The 17,552-nt window shown below is 63.1% G+C and carries 18 protein-coding genes; 9 read left to right on the top strand and 9 right to left on the bottom strand.

The window, feature by feature from the left end; genetic code table 11:
* Positions 1 to 27: 27 nt before the first annotated feature.
* A complete protein-coding gene (locus tag AC1PPK_RS22350; RefSeq protein ID WP_481115197.1) occupies positions 28 to 405 on the bottom strand; it encodes a COG4315 family predicted lipoprotein in 378 nt (125 codons plus the stop codon).
* 274 nt (positions 406 to 679) lie between these two features.
* Here AC1PPK_RS22350 and surE point away from each other — a divergent pair, with 274 nt between their 5' ends.
* The 5 genes from surE (at position 680) to arsC (ending at position 4,633) form a co-directional block, all read left to right on the top strand.
* Entirely contained in the window at positions 680 to 1,423 is a 744-nt protein-coding gene (gene surE, locus AC1PPK_RS22345) for a 5'/3'-nucleotidase SurE (protein WP_481115196.1), read from the top strand.
* Positions 1,420 to 2,079, top strand: coding sequence for a protein-L-isoaspartate(D-aspartate) O-methyltransferase (locus tag AC1PPK_RS22340; RefSeq protein WP_481115195.1), 660 nt, complete (start codon positions 1,420 to 1,422; stop codon positions 2,077 to 2,079). Before surE ends, AC1PPK_RS22340 begins: the two co-directional genes overlap by 4 nt.
* Before the next feature lie 14 nt (positions 2,080 to 2,093).
* Complete coding sequence (locus AC1PPK_RS22335) at positions 2,094 to 3,116, top strand: peptidoglycan DD-metalloendopeptidase family protein (protein WP_481115194.1); 1,023 nt, start codon at positions 2,094 to 2,096, stop codon at positions 3,114 to 3,116.
* A 156-nt stretch (positions 3,117 to 3,272) separates the two neighbouring features.
* On the top strand, positions 3,273 to 4,208 hold the full coding sequence (rpoS, locus tag AC1PPK_RS22330) for an RNA polymerase sigma factor RpoS (RefSeq protein WP_481115193.1): 936 nt from the start codon (positions 3,273 to 3,275) through the stop codon (positions 4,206 to 4,208).
* Between the two features lie 74 nt (positions 4,209 to 4,282).
* Complete coding sequence (gene arsC / locus AC1PPK_RS22325) at positions 4,283 to 4,633, top strand: arsenate reductase (glutaredoxin) (protein ID WP_481115192.1); 351 nt, start codon at positions 4,283 to 4,285, stop codon at positions 4,631 to 4,633.
* A gap of 53 nt (positions 4,634 to 4,686) precedes the next feature.
* Here arsC and mltB read toward each other — a convergent pair whose 3' ends face one another.
* Genes mltB through AC1PPK_RS22305 form a run of 4 tightly spaced genes read right to left on the bottom strand, consistent with a single transcriptional unit; the run spans position 4,687 to position 9,539 of the window.
* Positions 4,687 to 5,712, bottom strand: coding sequence for a lytic murein transglycosylase B (mltB, locus tag AC1PPK_RS22320; RefSeq protein ID WP_481115191.1), 1,026 nt, complete (start codon positions 5,710 to 5,712; stop codon positions 4,687 to 4,689).
* A complete protein-coding gene (locus tag AC1PPK_RS22315; RefSeq protein WP_481115190.1) occupies positions 5,709 to 7,652 on the bottom strand; it encodes a transglutaminase TgpA family protein in 1,944 nt (647 codons plus the stop codon). The genes mltB and AC1PPK_RS22315 overlap by 4 nt, the downstream gene beginning before the upstream one ends.
* Entirely contained in the window at positions 7,645 to 8,622 is a 978-nt protein-coding gene (locus AC1PPK_RS22310; RefSeq protein ID WP_481115189.1) for a DUF58 domain-containing protein, read from the bottom strand. The genes AC1PPK_RS22315 and AC1PPK_RS22310 overlap by 8 nt, the downstream gene beginning before the upstream one ends.
* Entirely contained in the window at positions 8,619 to 9,539 is a 921-nt protein-coding gene (locus AC1PPK_RS22305; RefSeq protein WP_481115188.1) for an AAA family ATPase, read from the bottom strand. The genes AC1PPK_RS22310 and AC1PPK_RS22305 overlap by 4 nt, the downstream gene beginning before the upstream one ends.
* Before the next feature lie 177 nt (positions 9,540 to 9,716).
* Between AC1PPK_RS22305 and AC1PPK_RS22300 the strand changes: the two genes are divergently transcribed.
* From AC1PPK_RS22300 to bamC, 3 genes are all read left to right on the top strand, one after another.
* Complete coding sequence (locus tag AC1PPK_RS22300) at positions 9,717 to 10,643, top strand: histone deacetylase family protein (protein ID WP_481115187.1); 927 nt, start codon at positions 9,717 to 9,719, stop codon at positions 10,641 to 10,643.
* Positions 10,644 to 10,812: 169 nt separating this feature from the next.
* Positions 10,813 to 11,691 carry a 4-hydroxy-tetrahydrodipicolinate synthase gene (gene dapA, locus AC1PPK_RS22295; protein WP_481115186.1) on the top strand — a complete coding sequence of 293 codons (879 nt, stop codon included), beginning with the start codon at positions 10,813 to 10,815 and terminating at the stop codon, positions 11,689 to 11,691.
* Between the two features lie 29 nt (positions 11,692 to 11,720).
* The gene (gene bamC, locus AC1PPK_RS22290) at positions 11,721 to 12,902 is read left to right on the top strand and encodes an outer membrane protein assembly factor BamC (RefSeq protein WP_481118253.1); all 1,182 of its coding nucleotides are present in this window, start codon (positions 11,721 to 11,723) and stop codon (positions 12,900 to 12,902) included.
* 162 nt (positions 12,903 to 13,064) lie between these two features.
* Here the strand turns inward: bamC and AC1PPK_RS22285 are convergent, their stop codons facing one another.
* Positions 13,065 to 13,322: a hypothetical protein gene (locus tag AC1PPK_RS22285; RefSeq protein WP_481115185.1), complete on the bottom strand. Its 258-nt coding sequence runs from the start codon at positions 13,320 to 13,322 to the stop codon at positions 13,065 to 13,067.
* A 173-nt stretch (positions 13,323 to 13,495) separates the two neighbouring features.
* Positions 13,496 to 14,626 (bottom strand): JmjC domain-containing protein, encoded by a 1,131-nt coding sequence (locus AC1PPK_RS22280; RefSeq protein WP_481115184.1) that lies wholly within the window; start codon positions 14,624 to 14,626, stop codon positions 13,496 to 13,498.
* A 78-nt stretch (positions 14,627 to 14,704) separates the two neighbouring features.
* Between AC1PPK_RS22280 and rlmD the strand changes: the two genes are divergently transcribed.
* A complete protein-coding gene (gene rlmD, locus AC1PPK_RS22275; RefSeq protein WP_481115183.1) occupies positions 14,705 to 16,003 on the top strand; it encodes a 23S rRNA (uracil(1939)-C(5))-methyltransferase RlmD in 1,299 nt (432 codons plus the stop codon).
* A gap of 334 nt (positions 16,004 to 16,337) precedes the next feature.
* Here the strand turns inward: rlmD and AC1PPK_RS22270 are convergent, their stop codons facing one another.
* Complete coding sequence (locus tag AC1PPK_RS22270; RefSeq protein ID WP_481115182.1) at positions 16,338 to 16,616, bottom strand: transposase domain-containing protein; 279 nt, start codon at positions 16,614 to 16,616, stop codon at positions 16,338 to 16,340.
* Between the two features lie 132 nt (positions 16,617 to 16,748).
* On the bottom strand, positions 16,749 to 17,435 hold the full coding sequence (locus AC1PPK_RS22265) for a Bax inhibitor-1/YccA family protein (protein WP_481115181.1): 687 nt from the start codon (positions 17,433 to 17,435) through the stop codon (positions 16,749 to 16,751).
* Positions 17,436 to 17,552 lie beyond the last annotated feature (117 nt).

Genomic DNA, 17,552 nt, shown 5'->3' with positions numbered 1-17,552 from the left:
AGGTATTGGCGCGGGGACGAAGGCGCCTCAGGGGCGGGCGACGTGCCACTGGTTGTTCAGGAATCCGTCGCCGCTGGTGTCGCCGGGCTTCTGGTCCTTGCTCCAGTTGTACAGCGGGCGGCCCTTGTAGGCCCACTGGCGGCGTCCGTCGTCACGGTTGACCATGCTCCAGTCGCCGCGGGCCTGGTCTTTTTCGCCTGCGAGCAGCGGCGGCCAGTTGGTGGCGCAGGGGCCGTTGCAGACGCTTTTGCCGCTGCCGGCTGCGTCCTTGTCAAAGACGTAGAGGGTCATGCCCTGGGCGTTGGTGAGCATGCCGTAGTTGCTCTGTGCCGGTGGCGCGTCGTGCATGCTGGCACAGGCGCCGAGGGCGGTGGAAAGACTCATCGCGAGAAAGAGCTTGTTCATGGTCGTTGTCTCCTTTTGGGGTGGCTGGGTACTGTCTAAACAGCGCCCATACCCACTTTATTCCACGACGGCGAAAACAAATTCGTCTTTCCCCGCCATGGGTGCCATGGTTGGCTCTTGGGGCGTTTCCGCCTAGCAGCGGCGAAGCCGACTCTGCTAAACTCGCCGCCTGTTCAAGGTTCTTGCATGTCGCGCCCGGCTGGGTACAGCCCTCCGGGAGAGCGTCAGGCGAGCCTTCATCCCACCTGTTTTGAAAGCCTGATTCCGGATTCCAATGCGCATCCTGTTGAGCAACGACGACGGTTATTTCGCTCCTGGCCTGCACGCCCTCGCGGCTGCCCTGTCTGAAGTCGGGAAGGTCACCGTGGTTGCTCCGGAGCGGGACCGCAGCGGCGCGAGCAATTCCTTGACTCTCGATCGGCCCCTGTCCCTGCGCAAGGCGGCCAGTGGCTTCCACTACGTCAATGGTACGCCTACCGACTGCGTGCATCTGGCGGTCACCGGCATGTTGGACGAACTGCCAGACATGGTCGTGTCAGGCATCAACCACGGCGCTAACATGGGTGATGACACGATCTATTCGGGAACCGTTGCGGCGGCAACTGAAGGCTTCCTGCTAGGGGTTCCATCGATTGCCATTTCCCTGGTGGCCAAGGGGGCCTCGGATTTCTCCGGCGCGGCGCGGGTGGCCCGCGAACTGGTCGAGCGTTTCCTGCACGAGCCCGTCGGCGTGCCAACCTTGCTGAATGTGAACGTACCTGATCTGCCTTATGAGCAGATCAAGGGAATTCAGGTCACGCGCCTTGGCAAGCGTCACAAAGCCGAGCCCACCGTGAAGTCGGTGACGCCGCGCAATGAAACCGTTTATTGGGTCGGTGCCGTCGGCGCGGCTCAGGACGCCGGTGAAGGGACCGATTTCCACGCAGTGGCCAACGGCTTTGTGTCCGTCACGCCGCTGCAGATCGATCTGACCCATCAGGGCCAGATCGCCACCGTGCGCGACTGGCTGGGCAAATGAGCAGCGAAGTGCTGCGCGCCGCGTTGCAATCCGCCTTGAGGGCGCGGACGCGCATGGTCGAGCGTATCAGGGAGCAAGGCGTGCGCGACGAGCGTGTCCTGACCGCCATGATGGCCGTGCCGCGTCATCTCTTCGTCGAAGAGGCGCTGGCATCGCGGGCCTACGAGGACACGGCGCTACCCCTCGGCCTGCAGCAGACCATCTCGCAGCCCTTCGTTGTGGCGCGCATGATCGAACTATTGATGGCCGGCCGCGAACTCGGCAAGACCCTGGAGGTCGGAACGGGGTGTGGCTACCAGGCGGCGGTGTTGTCCCATCTGGCAACCGAGGTCTACTCTGTGGAGCGCCTGCTGCCGCTGCTCGACCGGGCACGCAACAACCTGCGCCACCTGCGTCGACCCAACCTGCGCCTGAAACATGCCGATGGTAGCGTGGGCCTGAAGGAAGCTGCACCCTACGACACGATCATCGTTGCGGCGGCTGCGCCGAAGGTGCCGCCAGCGCTCGTCGAGCAACTCGCCGACGGTGGTCGCCTGATTCTTCCGGTCGGTGCGGCGGAGCAGGTCCTGGTGCTGATTGAGCGTAGCGCTCGCGGCATCCGAGAAACACGCCTCAGCGCGGTGCGCTTTGTACCCCTGCTGCCCGGCACAGAATGATTGATGCTTAACGAATGATGTTGTCCCGCGTTTGTACCAGTAGCCTCCTGCTCACCCTGCTGCTGACCGGGTGCGCCACCAAGTCGCCTGCACCGGTTGCGGAACGCACCACGCGTCCAGCGGGCTCATTGCCGGAAAAGACCGAAACCCCGGCAGCGCCTCCGCAACCCAGGGTGGCACGGCCGGGGTACTACATCGTCAAGCCGGGTGACACTCTGATCCGCATCGCCCTCGACAATGGCCAGAACTACCGGGACATTGCTGCCTGGAACGGGCTCGAGAACGCCAACCTCATTGAGGTCGGGCAGGAACTGCGTGTGCGTCCGCCAGAGTCCGGCGCCGTGACGCGTCCGGTGACGTTGTCCGGTGTCGACGTGCGTCCGGTTGGCACCAACGGGGCAGGAGCCTCCGTGGCTGCAGTGAGCAGCGATGGCGTGCGCCGGGAACCAAAGGGTGGCAAGGTCCCGTATTCCGAGCAGGCCTGGGCCCAGGCCCAGAAGCCGGAAGCGCCGATCGTTGTGGCCAAGATCGAACCGCGACCGGATGTGGGTAAGCCTGAAGCCGCGAAGTCGGAGGCAGTGGTCAAGTCGGAACACAAGCCCGAGCCCAAGGAAGAGAAAAAACCTGAGCAGGCCAAGCCGCCGGCGCCGGCTACAGGCAGTGACGATGGCAAAATAGACTGGGCTTGGCCCACCGCGGGCAAGGTCATCGCCGGTTTCAACGAAACCTCGAGCAAGGGGGTTGATCTGGCCGGCAAGACCGGTGACCCCGTCCTTGCGGCAGCCAACGGCCGCGTCGTTTATGCGGGCACGGGTTTGCGCGGTTACGGCAAACTCGTTATCGTTAAGCATGACAATAACTTCCTGAGCGCATACGCCCACAACCAGAATCTGCTGGTCAAGGAAGGGCAGGCGGTGAGTAAAGGACAGAAGATTGCTGAACTGGGTGACACCGACAGTGATCGCCCGAAACTGCACTTCGAGATCCGGAAGCAGGGCAAGCCGGTCGATCCAGGCAAATTCCTGCCCTCTCGCTGAGTACCGCAAGGGGATGGCTGGGTCGAACGGTGCGCTGATATGAATGACTATAGTCGCCGGGCATCACCCTTGCCGAACTTTGGGTGAGTACTGGCAGGAGGCGCTGCATGAAATGTTGTCTCCCCGAGTGTCTCCCCACGGTTCAGAGAGGACTCCATGTACGATCCGGCCGTTCCTGAGGAACTCGAAAGTCCCGAGCAGGACCTGCCCCCGGAGGTTGAGGCCTTCCTCGAAGTCCCGGCGCAGTCCCCCGACACAGAATTCCTGGGTGATGTCACCCAGCTGTATCTCAACGAAATCGGCGCCAATCCGCTGCTGACCGCGGACGAGGAGCTGTCCCTGTCGCGCCGGGTCCGCCAGGGCGACTTCCTCGCCCGGCAGACGATGATCGAGCGCAACCTGCGCCTGGTCGTCAATATCGCCAAGCATTATCTCAACCGGGGCATCCCGTTGCTCGATCTGGTGGAGGAGGGCAATCTGGGCCTCATCCACGCCCTCGAGAAGTTCGATCCCGAGCGGGGCTTCCGCTTCTCCACCTATGCGACGTGGTGGATCCGCCAGAACATCGAGCGGGCGATCATGAACCAGTCGCGCACGATCCGCTTGCCGGTGCACGTTGTGAAGGAGCTCAACCAGGTGTTGCGTTGCCAACGTCAGCTTGAGGCGGCCAGCAACGGCGATACCACGATCGAAGACGTTGCCCGGCAGTTGGGGCGACCGGTGGAGGATGTGCGGGCGATCCTGGCCCTCAACGAGCACACAGCCTCGCTGGATGCGCCGCTGGACATCGATCCGACTCTGTCCATCGGCGAATCGCTGGCGGACGACGATGCCGAGACGCCGGACGTGCAGATCCAGGATCTCGAAGTCGAGACCCTCGTGCGGGAATGGATCGGCCAGCTCAGCGAAAAGCAGCGCATGGTGATTCGCCACCGCTACGGCATCGACGAGTGTGAGGTGCAGACGCTGGAGGAACTGGCCGACAGCCTGGAGTTGACCCGCGAGCGGGTGCGCCAGATCCAGCTTGAGGCGCTTGGCCAGTTGCGCCGCATCATCAAGCGGCGGGGCGTCTCGAAGGATGTGCTTCTCTAGTCCGGAGCGGTGGGCGGAATGCCGGCCAGCCGCCGCGGCGTTCTGTTAACCCATCTCCCGTCAGGATTGAACCCATGAGCGAAACCGTTCGCGTCTATCACAACACCCGTTGTTCCAAGAGCCGTTCCGCCTGCTCCCTGCTGCAGGAAAAGGGTGTCGCGCTGGAAATCGTCGAATACCTCAAGACCCCACCGAGCCGGGCCGAGTTGGCCGAAGTGGTCAGGAAGCTGGGTGTGCCGGCCGAGAGCATCGTGCGTACTGGAGAGGACATCTACAAGTCCGACTACAAGGGGCGTTCGCTCAGCGAGGACGAATGGCTGGATGCGCTGGCGGCGCATCCTATCCTCATCGAACGGCCGATCGTCGTGCGCGGCGAGCGGGCCGTGGTCGGCCGGCCGCCGGAGAAGGTGCTGGAACTCCTCTAGTATGAAAGCTGGGGGCGCGGCGCACTCATTCGCCCCCATGGTCGTCCCGGGCGTCAGCGCTTGTTCGCGAGCGCTGTGTCGCGGGCTGCCTTGACCGCTTCGCCGAGCTGGAAGACTGACATCGCGTAGAAGCTGCTGCGATTGTAGCGGGTGATCACGTAGAAGTTCTGGTAGCCGAGCCAGTATTCACTGCTTTCGCCAGGAGTGACGAGTTCGACGAAGGCTGCCCTATTGGCGGGCATTTCGCCGCTGGCTGCCTTGACGCCATGGCTGGCCAGAGTGGTCGGACCAAAGGTCGGATCCACGTCGTTGGCGATCAGTTCAGCGAGGTCGGCGCCCGGCGCAACGCTGGCGCGAATGGCGATCGGCGCGCCGCTCTCCCAGCCGTGCATCTGCATGTAGCGGGCGACGCTGCCGATGGCGTCCTTGGGGCTGTTGAGCAGGTCGATCTGGCCGTCGCCGTCGAAGTCCACCGCATAGTTGCGCACGCTGCTTGGCAGGAACTGGGGCAGGCCAATCGCTCCGGCGTAGGAGCCTTGGTAGTCGAGCGGGTCGCGGTGCTGTTCGCGCGCCATCAGCAGCAGGTTTTCCAGTTCGCCGCGGAACAGCTCGGCCCGCCGAGGGTAGTCGAAGGCCAGCGTGGACAGGGCCGACACCGCTTGATAGTTGCCGGTGTTGCGGCCGTAGATGGTCTCCACGCCGATGATGCCGACGATGATCTCTTCCGGCACGCCGTACTTTTCGCTCGCCGCCTTGATGGCGTCCTGGTAACGATCCCAGAAGACCACGCCAGCCTTGATGCGCACCGGCTCGATGAAACGGCTCCGGTAGCGCTGCCAGGAACGTACGCCGGGATCCTTCGGCGGCGAGATGGCCTTGATCACTGACGGCAGATACTGGGCACGGCGGAAAATGTAAGTCAGCGCGTCTTTATCGAAACCATGGCGTTGCTGCATCTCGGCGATGAATTGCTGGGCTTCAGGGCGGTCGGCATAGCGTTCCGAAGCCTGGACGGAGGACATGAGGAGGCCGGCCAGGATGGATAGCAGTAGGTGCCGGTGGAGGAGAGCGTTTTTCATCGGGGGTGGAAATTCTTGATGACGTGCTGCAGGCGTTGGAAGGCGGCGGGGCCGATACCGGTGCGGCCATAACGCAGGTGGGCGTATTCAGTTGCGATGCGATTCACTGTGTCGGCGAGATCCGGCCGCAAGCCGGCGATCCTGCTGGCGTAATCCTGCGGACCTTCCCAAGTGGCCCGCGGGAGGCCCACAGCGGCGAGGCGTTTGCAGAACATCGACCAGCTGCGGTCCAGGGCATCCGCTGCGTTGCGGTGACGCAGCGCCCATGCCGTCAGCAGAGCCATGACGACGGCGCAGGCGCCCCCCATCAGCGCGGTGATCGTCTGCCAGTCGGCATCGGCCACGCCTATTCCGGAGAGCAGCGCTTTCTGGCGGGCCGGATTGTACCCGAGAACCCATTGGTTCCAGCGGTTGTCCAGGGCATCCAACTGATTGCGCAGTGTCCGCAGCCACGCGAGATCGCTGCGAGCCAGGAGCGGCAAGTGGCCGTCGTCGGGCAGGGCTGCGGCAAGGCCGCCGTCGATTCGGCGAGGGGCACTGGCCGCGGTCGGATCGATACGTTTCCAGCCCTGTCCCGCCAGCCAGACTTCAGCCCAGGCATGGGCGTCGGATTGGCGGATCACCAGCGTACCGTCCACCGGGTTGATCTCACCGCCCTGGTAGCCGGTGACGACCCGAGCCGGGATGCCCGCCGCGCGCATGGTGATGACGAAGGCGGAGGCAAAGTGTTCGCAGAAACCCTGTTTCGTGTCGAACAGGAAGTTGTCCGCGTCGTCGCGGCCCAGCGGTTGTGGGTCGAGGGTGTAGCTCAGGCTGCGCCGACGGAAATCGGTTATGACCCGCTGGAGGATATCTCCGGCATCCCGGGCCTCCTGCCTGATGCGGGCGCCGAGCGCCTGGGTGCGCGGGTTGCTGCCGGCGGGCAGTACCATGGCTTCGCGCAGTTCGCGAGGCGTGGCGTTGAGACCAACGGGAGTGTGGGGATAGGACACCAGTGAGAGCCGGATCCGGCTGCGCACAGGTTCGGTTGACATCAGCTGGAAGTCGGTGCCGTAGCGCAGTCCGGCGGCATCGCCCGGGAAATCGAGGGCTAGCAGCCAGCGTTGGTTGTGGGCTTCCAGCGTCAGTGTGTAAGGGTAGGCGACGCCCTGGGGAGCATAGCTCGGGCGCAAGGCCATGTCGTTTCGGCCGGCGCGCCAGCTGTGGCCGTCGAAGAGGCTGAGAACAGGGCCACGCCAGTAGCGTTCCGAGGGTGGCGGCAGTTCGCCGGCGAAAGACGCTCTGAAGGCGATCTCGCTGGATTCGCTCAAGCGTGCCACGTCACCCGGTGTCATGTTGTCCGACAGTCCGCTGACCCGGTTGTAGGCGTCTGCCGGCAATCCCCATAGGGGGCCTTGTACGCGGGGAAACAGGACGAACAGCACCAGCATCAGCGGAACGCCCTGCAGCGCCAGCCGCGCGGCGGCGGCGAGGCGTACCCGTGGTGCGAGGGGCGGCCCCTCCAGCGCCAGCAGACTACCGATGGCCGTCGTAGTCCCGAGCAGGGCAAGGGCGGCGATGAGCATGCCCTGTTGGTAAAGGAACTGGCCGGTCTGCATGAAGAAGCACAGCAGTAGAACGACCCGGCCGTCACGACGGCTGTTGGTTTCGAGTAGTTTGAGGCTCAGTAGCCCCGCGAGGAAGGTAATGCCGGGGTCTTTGCCGAACAGATGCCGGTACTCCAGCAAGACCAGGCCCACAACCACAGTACCCAGACTCAGCAATACGAAACGGTGTGGCAAGCGGCCCTTGCCGGCAGCGATGACGCCGCGCCATGCCAGCAGCAGCGAGCAGATGCTCGCCAGGGCGGGTGGCAGGTGCTCGACATGGGGTGCCAGGCTGATGGCTGCACTGGCGATCAGCCAGCCGGCCTGGTCGGGGCGCAGGCGGGTTTCAGTCATGGTTTGGGCCAAATAGCGCCAGAGCGACAAGGCAGGCGTGCCTGTGGGGCGCGCCGTGGGCCGGACGAAGCGTCGTACCGGGAATCCGCAGACCATATTCGAGGCCGGCCTGCTCGGCGTCGATCACCCAGCGAGTCAGGCGGGACAGGCGGGCCTCGATGTCCAGGCCGGCGGGCAGGGCCTGCCAGTCGAGCCAGATCGTGCTGCGTCCGCCGCCATCGAAAGTCTTGGTGCGCCACGGGCCGCCCCGGGCCACGGCTTTCCAGGCCACGTGGCGTGGCGAGTCGGCCAGCTGGTGGTGGCGCAGACCGGCGAAGTCGTCCTGTCCGTGGCTGCGGGGGCTGTCGCCGGGGAGGTCGTCCAGGCCGTAAGGAAGGCCGGGGGCATGGGGGGCCGGTGTGGGATAGACCAGTCCGCGCAGGTCGGGCTGGAATAGGCTCCAGGCGCGGATCAGGCCGAGTGGATGCTGGGTTTCCAGGGTCAGGCGGGGGAGTTGGAGCCACCCGCGACGCGTAGTGGCGATCGCGACGTGCTGCAGGGCCTGGCCGGCTGCTGGCAAATCGAAGTGTTCTGGTGTCGTGGCAGGCTTGATGCGTGTTGGTCTCAGTTGCAGACTTACACGGGGACGTGTTGTCGGGTTGTTCAGCAGGACGCCGAAGTGTGCAGGGGCGCCGCAAAAAACCGGTTCGACGCGGCCGGAGGTAACGCTCAGATCGACCAGATTGCGGAAGGCGTGGTGGATGCTCATCCAGGCGACGCCGCCGATCAGGAAAGTCAGGGCATAGCCCAGGCTCAGGGAATAGTTGATCGACGTCAGCAGCATCACCGCGAGGGTGCCGCCGAGAGCGAGTCCGAAGCGTGTGGGCAGCACGAAGATGCGCCGTTGGCCCAACAATATAGGCGGTGCCTCCGGGGTGCTGACGCGGAACAGCCAGCGCTGGAAGGCTGTGTACAGGGGGGCGAGCTTCATCCGGGCAGCGGCACCGCTTCGATCAGGCGACGTGCCAGTTGGTCCGGCATCAGCGGAGCATCGTCGGCTGCGCGCAGGCGGTGGCCGGCAACAGCTGGCAGGACGGCCTGCACATCTTCGGGCTGTACATGATCACGTCCGGCCAGCAGGGCCCACGCCCGGGCGGCCGCCAGCAGGGCCAGGCCGGCCCGGGGCGACAATCCGATGGCAAAGCCCGAGCCCTGGCGGCTGTGGGCAAGGAGCACCTGCACGTAATCGAGCAGACGGGGGGCGGCGTGAACCTGGCGTACGGCGGCAAACAGGCCGGCCAGTTCGTCGGCCTGGAGTTCGGGTTGCAGGCGCGCCAGCATATCCCGACGATCTTCCCCGGCAAGCAGCGCGCGTTCCGCGACGGGGTCCGGATAGCCCATGGAGATGCGCATCAGGAAGCGATCGAGCTGGCTCTCCGGCAACGGAAAGGTACCGATCTGTTCGGCCGGATTCTGCGTGGCGATGACGAAGAAGGGCTCGGGCAGCGGCCAGGTGCGGCCTTCAGCGCTGATCTGGCGTTCCTCCATGGCTTCGAGCAGGGCGCTCTGGGCCTTTGGTGTTGCGCGGTTGATCTCGTCGGCCAGCACCAATTGGGAGAACACTGGGCCCGGATGGAAGCGGAAGGCGCCTTCCCGCTGGTCGAAGACCGACACGCCGACGATGTCGGCAGGCAGCATGTCGCTGGTGAATTGGATGCGCTGGAACTGCAGACCCAGCACGCGGGCGAGGACATGGGCCAAGGTCGTCTTGCCGACGCCCGGGATGTCCTCGATCAACAGGTGGCCGCGGGCCAAGAGGCAGGCAAGGGCGAGACGGACGGCATGTTCCTTGCCAAGAATGACCCGGCATGTGGCTTCGGCAAGTCGATTGGCAATCTGATGCGGCATGGGGCGGGCTTTTTTCAGGCTGGAGTTAAGGGGATAATGATTCCACAACAGCGCTCTCGGCGCCGTGCTCCACAGACCGGCGCAAAGTCGTGGAGTTCGCGCCGGACAAGGCGTGCGCCGGAGAGTGCCAGCATTCGCGACGTATAACAAAACACTGTGAGAGGCAGGGGAGAGTTTATGACGAGTACCGCATTCATCACGCACCGGGATTGCTGGTTGCATAACATGGGTGAACATCACCCGGAATCCCCGGAGCGTCTCGGTGCGATCAACGACCGTCTGATCGCAGCGGGGCTCGACATGTACCTGGCCTTCCACGATGCGCCGCAGGCCACGATAGAGCAGCTTTCCCGCGCGCACCCCCGCGAGCACGTCGAGGAATTGCTCGCCAGCGTGCCCGAGCACGGCATCCGTCACCTGGATCCGGATACCGCCCTGTGCCCCAACACCATGAAGGCTGCGCTGAGGTCTGCGGGCGCAGGTGTTTACGCCACCGATCTGGTGTTGTCCGGCCAGGCAGAGAATGCCTTCTGTGCAATCCGCCCACCCGGCCACCATGCCGAGGCCGGCAAGGCGATGGGCTTCTGCTTCTTCAACAACGTGGCGGTGGCTGCCCGGCATGCGCTTGAGGAGCACGGCCTGAAGCGAGTTGCAATCGTGGACTTCGATGTGCACCACGGCAACGGGACGGAAGACATTTTCAAGGACGATCCCCGCGTGCTGATGGTCAGCATCTTTCAGCACCCGTTCTACCCATACAGCGGTGCCGACAACCCGGCCCCGAACATGGTCAATGTGCCGATGAAGGCGGGCAGTCGGGGGGACGTGTTCCGCGAAGTCGTCACCAACATCTGGATGCCGGCCCTGCGCAACCACGCACCCGAGATGATCTTCATCTCGGCGGGCTTTGATGCGCATTACGAGGACGACATGGGGTCCATGGGCTTGGTCGAGGCCGACTACGTGTGGGTCACCGAACAACTCAAGACCGTTGCGGCCGAATGCGCGGGGCGCCGCATCGTGTCCCTGCTGGAGGGTGGATACTCCCTGTCCTCGCTGGCCCGCAGCGTGGTTGCCCACGTTAAGAGTCTGGCAGACCTGTAAGCCGATCGCTGTCGCTCATTGCAGACCCGCTTCGGCGGGTTTTTCGTTTCATGGCTGGCGTGACTTCGTCACGGTCGTAGCTGCCTTTTGGTAACCGCTGTTTGCACCCGTCTATGCTTCTCGAAGTGATTGGGTACAATACCCAACTTTCCCTCTCCAGCACTAGCTCATGATTACCGGTTCGATTGTCGCCATCGTTACCCCGATGCTCGAAGATGGCAGCCTGGATATTTCCCGTTTTCGCAGCCTCATCGACTTCCACGTCAAGGAAGGCACCGATGGCATCGTCGTCGTCGGCACTACTGGCGAATCGCCCACGGTGGACGTCGAGGAGCACTGCGAACTGATCCGCGTTGCCGTCGAGCACGCCGCTGGACGTATTCCCATCATCGCCGGCACGGGCGCAAACTCCACCCGCGAAGCCATCGAGCTGAGCGAGTTCGCGCGTGAGGCCGGTGCGATCGCCGGTCTGTCGGTCGTGCCCTACTACAACCGCCCGACGCAGGAAGGCCTGTACCAGCACTTCCGTGCCATCGCCGAGGCGAGCCCGCTGCCGACGATTCTCTACAACGTGCCTGGGCGCACGGTGGCGGACATGTCCAACGACACCGCGCTGCGCCTGGCAGAGATCCCCAACATCATCGGCATCAAGGACGCCACCGGCAACATCGATCGCGCCTGCGACCTGATCGCCCGTGCCCCCAAGGATTTCGCGCTGTACACGGGCGACGATATGACCGCACTGGCCTTCATCCTGCTCGGCGGCCATGGCACCATCTCGGTCACCGCCAACGTGGCGCCGCGCCTGATGCATGAGCTGTGCGTCGCCGCTTCTGCCGGTGATGGCGTGAAGGCCCGTGAGATCAACGCCAAGCTGGTCGGTCTGCACCGCCACCTGTTCTGCGAAGCCAACCCCATCCCGGTCAAGTGGGCTGTCGAACAGATGGGTCTCATCGGGTCCGGCATCCGCCTGCCACTGACGCGCTTGTCCGAGGGGTTTCACGAGCGCGTGCGTGACGCGATGCGTCAGGCCGGCCTCGAAGTTTGAGTTTGTATTTCCCATCCCGAGGGTTACGCATGCAAAGCCGAAAGCTGGCTTCCGGTTCAGCAATCGTTGTAGCGACGATTGCGTTGACCGGTTGCTCCGGTTCCTTGCTGGAATCGAAGAAAATCGATTACAAGAGTGCGGCGACTGCCGCTACGCTGCCTTCGCTGGAGGTTCCGCCCGATCTCACCACGCCTGCTGCGGATGATCGCTATGCCGTCCCGGACTTGAACCCCAAGGGTTCTGCCACGTTCTCCGCCTACAACGCGGAACGTAGCGGGCAGCAGGTCGGCAGTGCGGCCACGGCAGCCAAGCCGGCCGCGAACGTCGTTGCTCCCCAAGCCATCGACAAGATGCGCATTGAGCGCGCTGGCAGCCAGCGCTGGTTGGTTGTGCCGGGTACGGCTGAGAAGCTGTGGCCGCAAGTCCGTGAGTTCTGGCAGGAAAACGGTTTTCTGTTGAATGTTGATCGTCCCGAGATCGGCGTGATGGAGACCGACTGGGCCGAGAATCGTGCCAAGATCGATAGCGACATCATTCGCCGTACACTCGGCAAGGTGATCGATGGTCTGTACTCGACGCCCGAGCGCGACAAGTTCCGTACCCGCCTCGAAACCGGGAACGAGTCTGGCTCGGTCGAGATCTACATCAGCCATCGCGGCATGGTGGAGATCTATCCGAACGAAGCCAAGGACCGCACGATCTGGCAACCGCGCCCGGCGGATCCCGAACTGGAAGCTGAGTTCCTGCAACGTCTGATGATCCGTCTCGGCGCTGACGAGACGCGCGCCAAGGCGCAGATCGCTGCGGCGCCGGTCGCCGACAAGGCCAAATTGCAGAGCGCGTCTGGTGGTGCTTCCGTGCTGCAGGTGCAGGAAGGCTTCGATCGTGCATGGCGGCGTGTGGGGCTGGCCCTTGACCGCGTTGGCTTTACTGTGGAAGACCGGGATCGCTCCCAGGGCATCTACTACGTGCGTTACGTGGATCCGGAAGTCGACGTCAAGAAGAAGGGCGACGAAGGCCTGCTGTCCAAGCTGGCTTTCTGGCGCAGCAGCGATTCCAAACAGTCGATTCAGACCGGCAACCAGTATCGCATCTACGTGAAGAACAGCGACGGTGGTTCGTCGGTGCAGGTGCTGACCCGCGAGGGCGGCACGGACACGTCCGACTCAGCTCGAAAGATCCTGGGGCTGTTGTTCGACCAGCTCAAGTAAGACTGTTTGTTGCTTGTTGTTACAAAAATGCCGGGCATGCCCCGGCATTTTTTTTTGCGTGACATCTGCAATGACGGAACGCCTGAGCAGCACACGGTCAGCAAACGGCAACAAAAAAGCCAACCCGCAGGTTGGCTTTTTTTGCTTCCGGAGAAAACCTGATTACTTCTTCTCGGCGGGAGCGGCAGCGGCGTCAGCCGGCTTGGCAGCGTCAGCAGCCGGAGCAGCGGCGGCATCAGCGGGCTTGGCAGCGTCAGCAGCCGGAGCAGCGGCGGGAGCAGCTTCAGCGGGCTTGGCTTCCGGAGCGGGAGCAGCAGCGGGAGCGGGGGCCGGAGCTTCAACGGGCTTCGGCTCTTCCTTCTTGCCGCAAGCGGAAACAGCGAGTGCAACGAGAGCAGCAACCAGGAGAGATTGTTTCATTGTTGATTTCCCTTATCGATAAATGAAGTACAACAACCTAAATGTAGGAGCAATCAGGTGGGGGACCCGATCTGCTTCGAATGCTATCACGGACGAAGTGCTTGAATAAAGACATTGTTGCGTTGCCGCAACAGGGATAAGCAATTGTCAAGCGCTTTGATCAAACGTCTGCCTCATTCCATCAGCGATTTTGATGGGTGTGCGAAGCCGCAGCAGTACCAGTCATAGAGCAGTGCCAAGCCTTCCTCGGACAAGCCGACGACGGAGTCGAGCCGGCGCTGATCGGCTAGGTTCTGCAGGACTGCGAGGTCTTCCTTTTCGACGGGAACCGGTTCGCCGTTCATGAAGAAGCGGCCGTCGGAGAACAGCAACAGGCTGCGCGCATCAAGCCGATAGCCGTCGGCCAGACAAGCGGCGGTGAATTCTTCATGTTCCAGCGGCTCGTCGGGACAGTCGAAGAAGACGTGGGGTTTGGGCTCGGTGAGATAGGCGCCGAGGAAGTCACGTACGTCCTCGCGGGTCCAGGTGATGCGCTTGAGGGTGTCAGCCACGCGGTCGATCATCGCATCACTGATCTCGGCCGAATGGGCTTGGAGCTTCAGATCCGGGTCGGCGTAGATACCGTCGATTTGAATCGTTTCCTGCAGATGGCCCATGAACTGCTGGGCGAGTTCCTGGGATGTGGGTGAACGGAAGCCGATCGAATAGGTTGTGCATTCCCCGATCGCAATGCCGTTGTGAGCCCAGTGCGGCGGCAGATAGAGCATGTCGCCGGATTCCAGCACCCAGTCGTGGACGGGCTGGAAGTTCTGCAGGATCTTCAGCGGCGCATCCTCGACGAGGCTGCGGTCGTCCTGGTTGCTGATCAGCCAGCGGCGCTGGCCGATGCCCTGCAGCAGGAACACGTCGTAGTTGTCGAAATGCGGGCCGACGCCGCCACCATCGATCGCGTAGCTGACCATCAGGTCGTCCAGGCGTGCCTGGGGAATGAAGTCGAAACGATGCAGCAGGTCGTCGCCATCCGGGCAGAACAGATTGAGGCCCTGCACCAGCACCGTCCACGGGTGCTTCTTGCGGCGCAGGTCAGAGGCCTTCTGTGGGCCGCGGATGACCTCCCAGGATTTGTTGTCATGGGTGACGTAGCGGGATTCCACGTCAGGGTCGCGGGCCAGTTCAAAGAGTTCGTCCTTGGTCGCGACACCGGTGAAGCCGGGAACTGCCTGGCGGATCAGCAGTGGTTTTTTTTGCCAGTATTCGGCGAGGAATTCCTCCGCCGTCAGGCCGCCCAGAAGTGTATTCGTCATCGCGCGATTATAGCCGTTCGCCTTGCAAAGACCGGCCCCGCCGCTAAAATGGCGCCCTTCATTTCTGGACTCCCGGCCATGCGCGAAGCGGTCATCGAATCCCTCGACCACGAGGGGCGCGGCGTCACCCATCTCGATGGAAAGACGATCTTCATCGAAGGTGCCCTGCCTGGGGAGCGGGTGACGTTCACATCCCACAAGGTCAAGCCTAACTACGAACTGGCGGATGCGGACCGTGTCCTGAAATCCAGCTCCCAGCGCGTCGAACCGCTCTGCCCGCATTTCGGTGTCTGCGGTGGCTGCAGCATGCAGCACCTGGAATCGGGTGCCCAGGTGGCCGCCAAGCAGCGCGTGCTGGAGAATGCCCTGTGGCACATCGGCCGCGCCAAGCCCGACGTGCTATACCCGCCCATCGTCGGGCCGGATTGGGGCTACCGTTATCGCGCCCGTCTCACCGTACGCGATGTGCCCAGCAAAGGCGGCGTACTGATCGGCTTCCACGAGCGGCGCAGCAGCTATGTGGCGCCGATGGAGAGCTGCGCGATTTTGCCGCCGCATGTCTCGGACATGGTGCCGCGCCTGCGTGAGCTGGTGGCCGGCCTGTCTGCGCCCGATCGGCTGCCGCAGATCGAGATCGCCGTCGGCGAAGGGCTCACGGTGCTGGTGTTCCGCCACATCGTGCCGCTCAGCAAGGCCGATACCGCACGCCTGAAGGCCTTTTCCGACGCCGAGCAGGTGCAGGTGTGGCTGCAGCCCGGCGGGCCGGACTCCGCCCATCGCCTGCATCCTGCCGAGGCACCCGGTCTGGCCTATACGCTGCCGGAGTTCGGCGTGTCGATGGCATTCCGGCCGACTGACTTCACACAGGTCAATATGTGGATCAACCGCGTGCTGATGCGGCGCTCGATGCAATTGCTCGATCCGCAGCCCGGTGAACGCATTGCCGATCTGTTCTGCGGCCTCGGCAACTTCAGCCTGCCGATCGCCGCGCTGGGCGCCCACGTGGTTGGTGTGGAGGGCAGCGAGGCGCTGGTCCGCCGTGCCGGCGAGAACGCCGCAGCGAACGGCCTCGCGGAGCGTTGCGAGTTTTACGCCGCCAACCTCTTCGAGGCCACCGAGGACAGCCTCGCGGCCCTTGGTCATCTGGACAAGATGCTCATCGACCCGCCGCGGGAGGGCGCCATCGCGGTGGTCAAGGCTCTCGGCGAACGGGCGCCGAAACGCATCGTCTATGTGTCCTGCAACCCGGCCACGCTGGCCCGCGACACCGCGGTGCTCACCAAGGAGAAGGGCTACAAGCTGAAGGGCGCGGGCATTGCCAACATGTTCCCGCAGACTTCCCACGTGGAGTCCATCGCATTGTTCGAGCGGGACTGAGCGTTCAGGACCAGACTGCAAACAAAAACCCCCGGCAAGCCGGTAATACCGTTCAGTTAGGGTCTTTTCTTCAGAAGCCGGACGGTGTAACGAGCCGGGCGTGCTTTGACGACACGGGGGCTTTGACGCCCCTGTCGTTTTTCGACGACCGCAAACTGCATCTGGGTGCGCAGTCGTATCAGGTGGGCAGGCAGCTTTCTCGGGGCCATGCCGACGGCCCAAATCATCTCGTGTTACAGAGTATGCAGCGCGCGCACGAAGCTCAGATCGGTCGGCTCGACCTTTGCCACGATTGCCGCTTTGGCCATCTCCAGGCGCATCAGGTTGCAAGCGATCAGTGCGCCCCAGATTTCTTGCTCGACTCCTTGAGGCAGCTGGCTGCGCCAGATCCAGCGTCGCCAACACCTCGGGCATCGATTTGGTGTCGATACAGCGCTAGTGCGATCACCAGCCAGACCACCTGCTCTGCGGGCAAGCGTCTTCGGCGGATGCTCGCGCTGCCCGTGGCTTCAAGTGCCTCCTCGATCCACGTTTGCGGCAAATGCTCCGTCAACCGGTCTATCCCGGCCAGCGGCAGAACTTCTGACAAACCATGAAGCGGACTCGATAGCATTCAGTCCGAGGTTCATAGCCTTGTTTATTGTGTACAACAACTTGGCAAGAAAAGAAAATGCCGTTCAGTGTTAACTGAACGGCATTACCGCCGAAGCGGGGTTTTTGCTGATTCCTGCGGGACCGACGACGTTCAGTCGCGTTCGCCGGTGAAGGACATGATCAGGTTCAGCAGGCTGACGAATACGTTGTAAATGTCCAGATACACAGCCAGCGTGGCCGTCACGTAGTTGGTCTCGCCGCCCTGCACGATGGCGCTGATGTCGTACAGGATGTAGCCCGAGAACAGCAGTACCACGACCGCAGAAATGACCAGATGCAGCACCGGCATCTGCAGGAAGATGTTGGCCACCATCGCGATCAGCACGACCACCAGACCGACGGTCAGGAACTTGCCCATGCTGCTGAAATCACGCTTGGAGACGCTGGCGATGCCGGCCATCGTCGCGAAGATGGCCGCGGTGCCGCCACCGGCCAGAGCGATCATCGAGCCGCCGTTGGAGAAGCCGAGCGCCACCTGCAGGATGCGCGACAGCATCAGGCCCATGAAGAAGGTGAAGCCGAGCAGCAGGGCCACGCCGAGACCGCTGTTCTTGTTCTTCTCGATCCCGTAGAAGAATGCGAACGAGATGCCCATGAAGAGCAGGAAGCTCATCAGTGGACTGCCCGCCAGGAACGAGAACTGCATCTGTACGCCGATCAGCGCACCGGCAACGGTCGGCACCATGGAAAGTGCGAGCAGCAGATAGGTGTTGCGCAGCACGCGGTTGGCGCCTTGCGACAAGACCTGCGTTTGCTGACCGTAAGTGTCGAGTTGCATGTAAATCCTCCGAATGACATTAGCAGGATAGCCTGCACGGATTGAGAGTAGCGAAGGCTCCAGGAAGTTTCAACCGTGGCCCGATTTCATGCGGCTTGGCGAATCGGGCTCTCATGT

It is taken from the genome of Zoogloea sp. JDB1, assembly GCF_056724025.1.
This window is presented reverse-complemented; position numbering and strand designations above follow the sequence as displayed.

Excerpts from the sequence above, each read along its gene's own strand:
- surE (WP_481115196.1), top strand. The coding sequence starts at position 680 with ATGCGCATCCTGTTGAGCAACGACGACGGTTATTTCGCTCCTGGCCTG.
- rlmD (WP_481115183.1), top strand. The coding sequence starts at position 14,705 with ATGCGCGAAGCGGTCATCGAATCCCTCGACCACGAGGGGCGCGGCGTC.
- bamC (WP_481118253.1), top strand. The coding sequence starts at position 11,721 with ATGCAAAGCCGAAAGCTGGCTTCCGGTTCAGCAATCGTTGTAGCGACG.
- AC1PPK_RS22280 (WP_481115184.1), bottom strand. The coding sequence starts at position 14,626 with ATGACGAATACACTTCTGGGCGGCCTGACGGCGGAGGAATTCCTCGCC.
- AC1PPK_RS22310 (WP_481115189.1), bottom strand. The coding sequence starts at position 8,622 with ATGAAGCTCGCCCCCCTGTACACAGCCTTCCAGCGCTGGCTGTTCCGC.
- AC1PPK_RS22315 (WP_481115190.1), bottom strand. The coding sequence starts at position 7,652 with ATGACTGAAACCCGCCTGCGCCCCGACCAGGCCGGCTGGCTGATCGCC.
- AC1PPK_RS22305 (WP_481115188.1), bottom strand. The coding sequence starts at position 9,539 with ATGCCGCATCAGATTGCCAATCGACTTGCCGAAGCCACATGCCGGGTC.
- dapA (WP_481115186.1), top strand. The coding sequence starts at position 10,813 with ATGATTACCGGTTCGATTGTCGCCATCGTTACCCCGATGCTCGAAGAT.
- AC1PPK_RS22285 (WP_481115185.1), bottom strand. The coding sequence starts at position 13,322 with ATGAAACAATCTCTCCTGGTTGCTGCTCTCGTTGCACTCGCTGTTTCC.
- AC1PPK_RS22350 (WP_481115197.1), bottom strand. The coding sequence starts at position 405 with ATGAACAAGCTCTTTCTCGCGATGAGTCTTTCCACCGCCCTCGGCGCC.
- rpoS (WP_481115193.1), top strand. The coding sequence starts at position 3,273 with ATGTACGATCCGGCCGTTCCTGAGGAACTCGAAAGTCCCGAGCAGGAC.
- AC1PPK_RS22340 (WP_481115195.1), top strand. The coding sequence starts at position 1,420 with ATGAGCAGCGAAGTGCTGCGCGCCGCGTTGCAATCCGCCTTGAGGGCG.
- arsC (WP_481115192.1), top strand. The coding sequence starts at position 4,283 with ATGAGCGAAACCGTTCGCGTCTATCACAACACCCGTTGTTCCAAGAGC.
- AC1PPK_RS22300 (WP_481115187.1), top strand. The coding sequence starts at position 9,717 with ATGACGAGTACCGCATTCATCACGCACCGGGATTGCTGGTTGCATAAC.
- AC1PPK_RS22270 (WP_481115182.1), bottom strand. The coding sequence starts at position 16,616 with ATGCTATCGAGTCCGCTTCATGGTTTGTCAGAAGTTCTGCCGCTGGCC.
- mltB (WP_481115191.1), bottom strand. The coding sequence starts at position 5,712 with ATGAAAAACGCTCTCCTCCACCGGCACCTACTGCTATCCATCCTGGCC.
- AC1PPK_RS22265 (WP_481115181.1), bottom strand. The coding sequence starts at position 17,435 with ATGCAACTCGACACTTACGGTCAGCAAACGCAGGTCTTGTCGCAAGGC.
- AC1PPK_RS22335 (WP_481115194.1), top strand. The coding sequence starts at position 2,094 with ATGATGTTGTCCCGCGTTTGTACCAGTAGCCTCCTGCTCACCCTGCTG.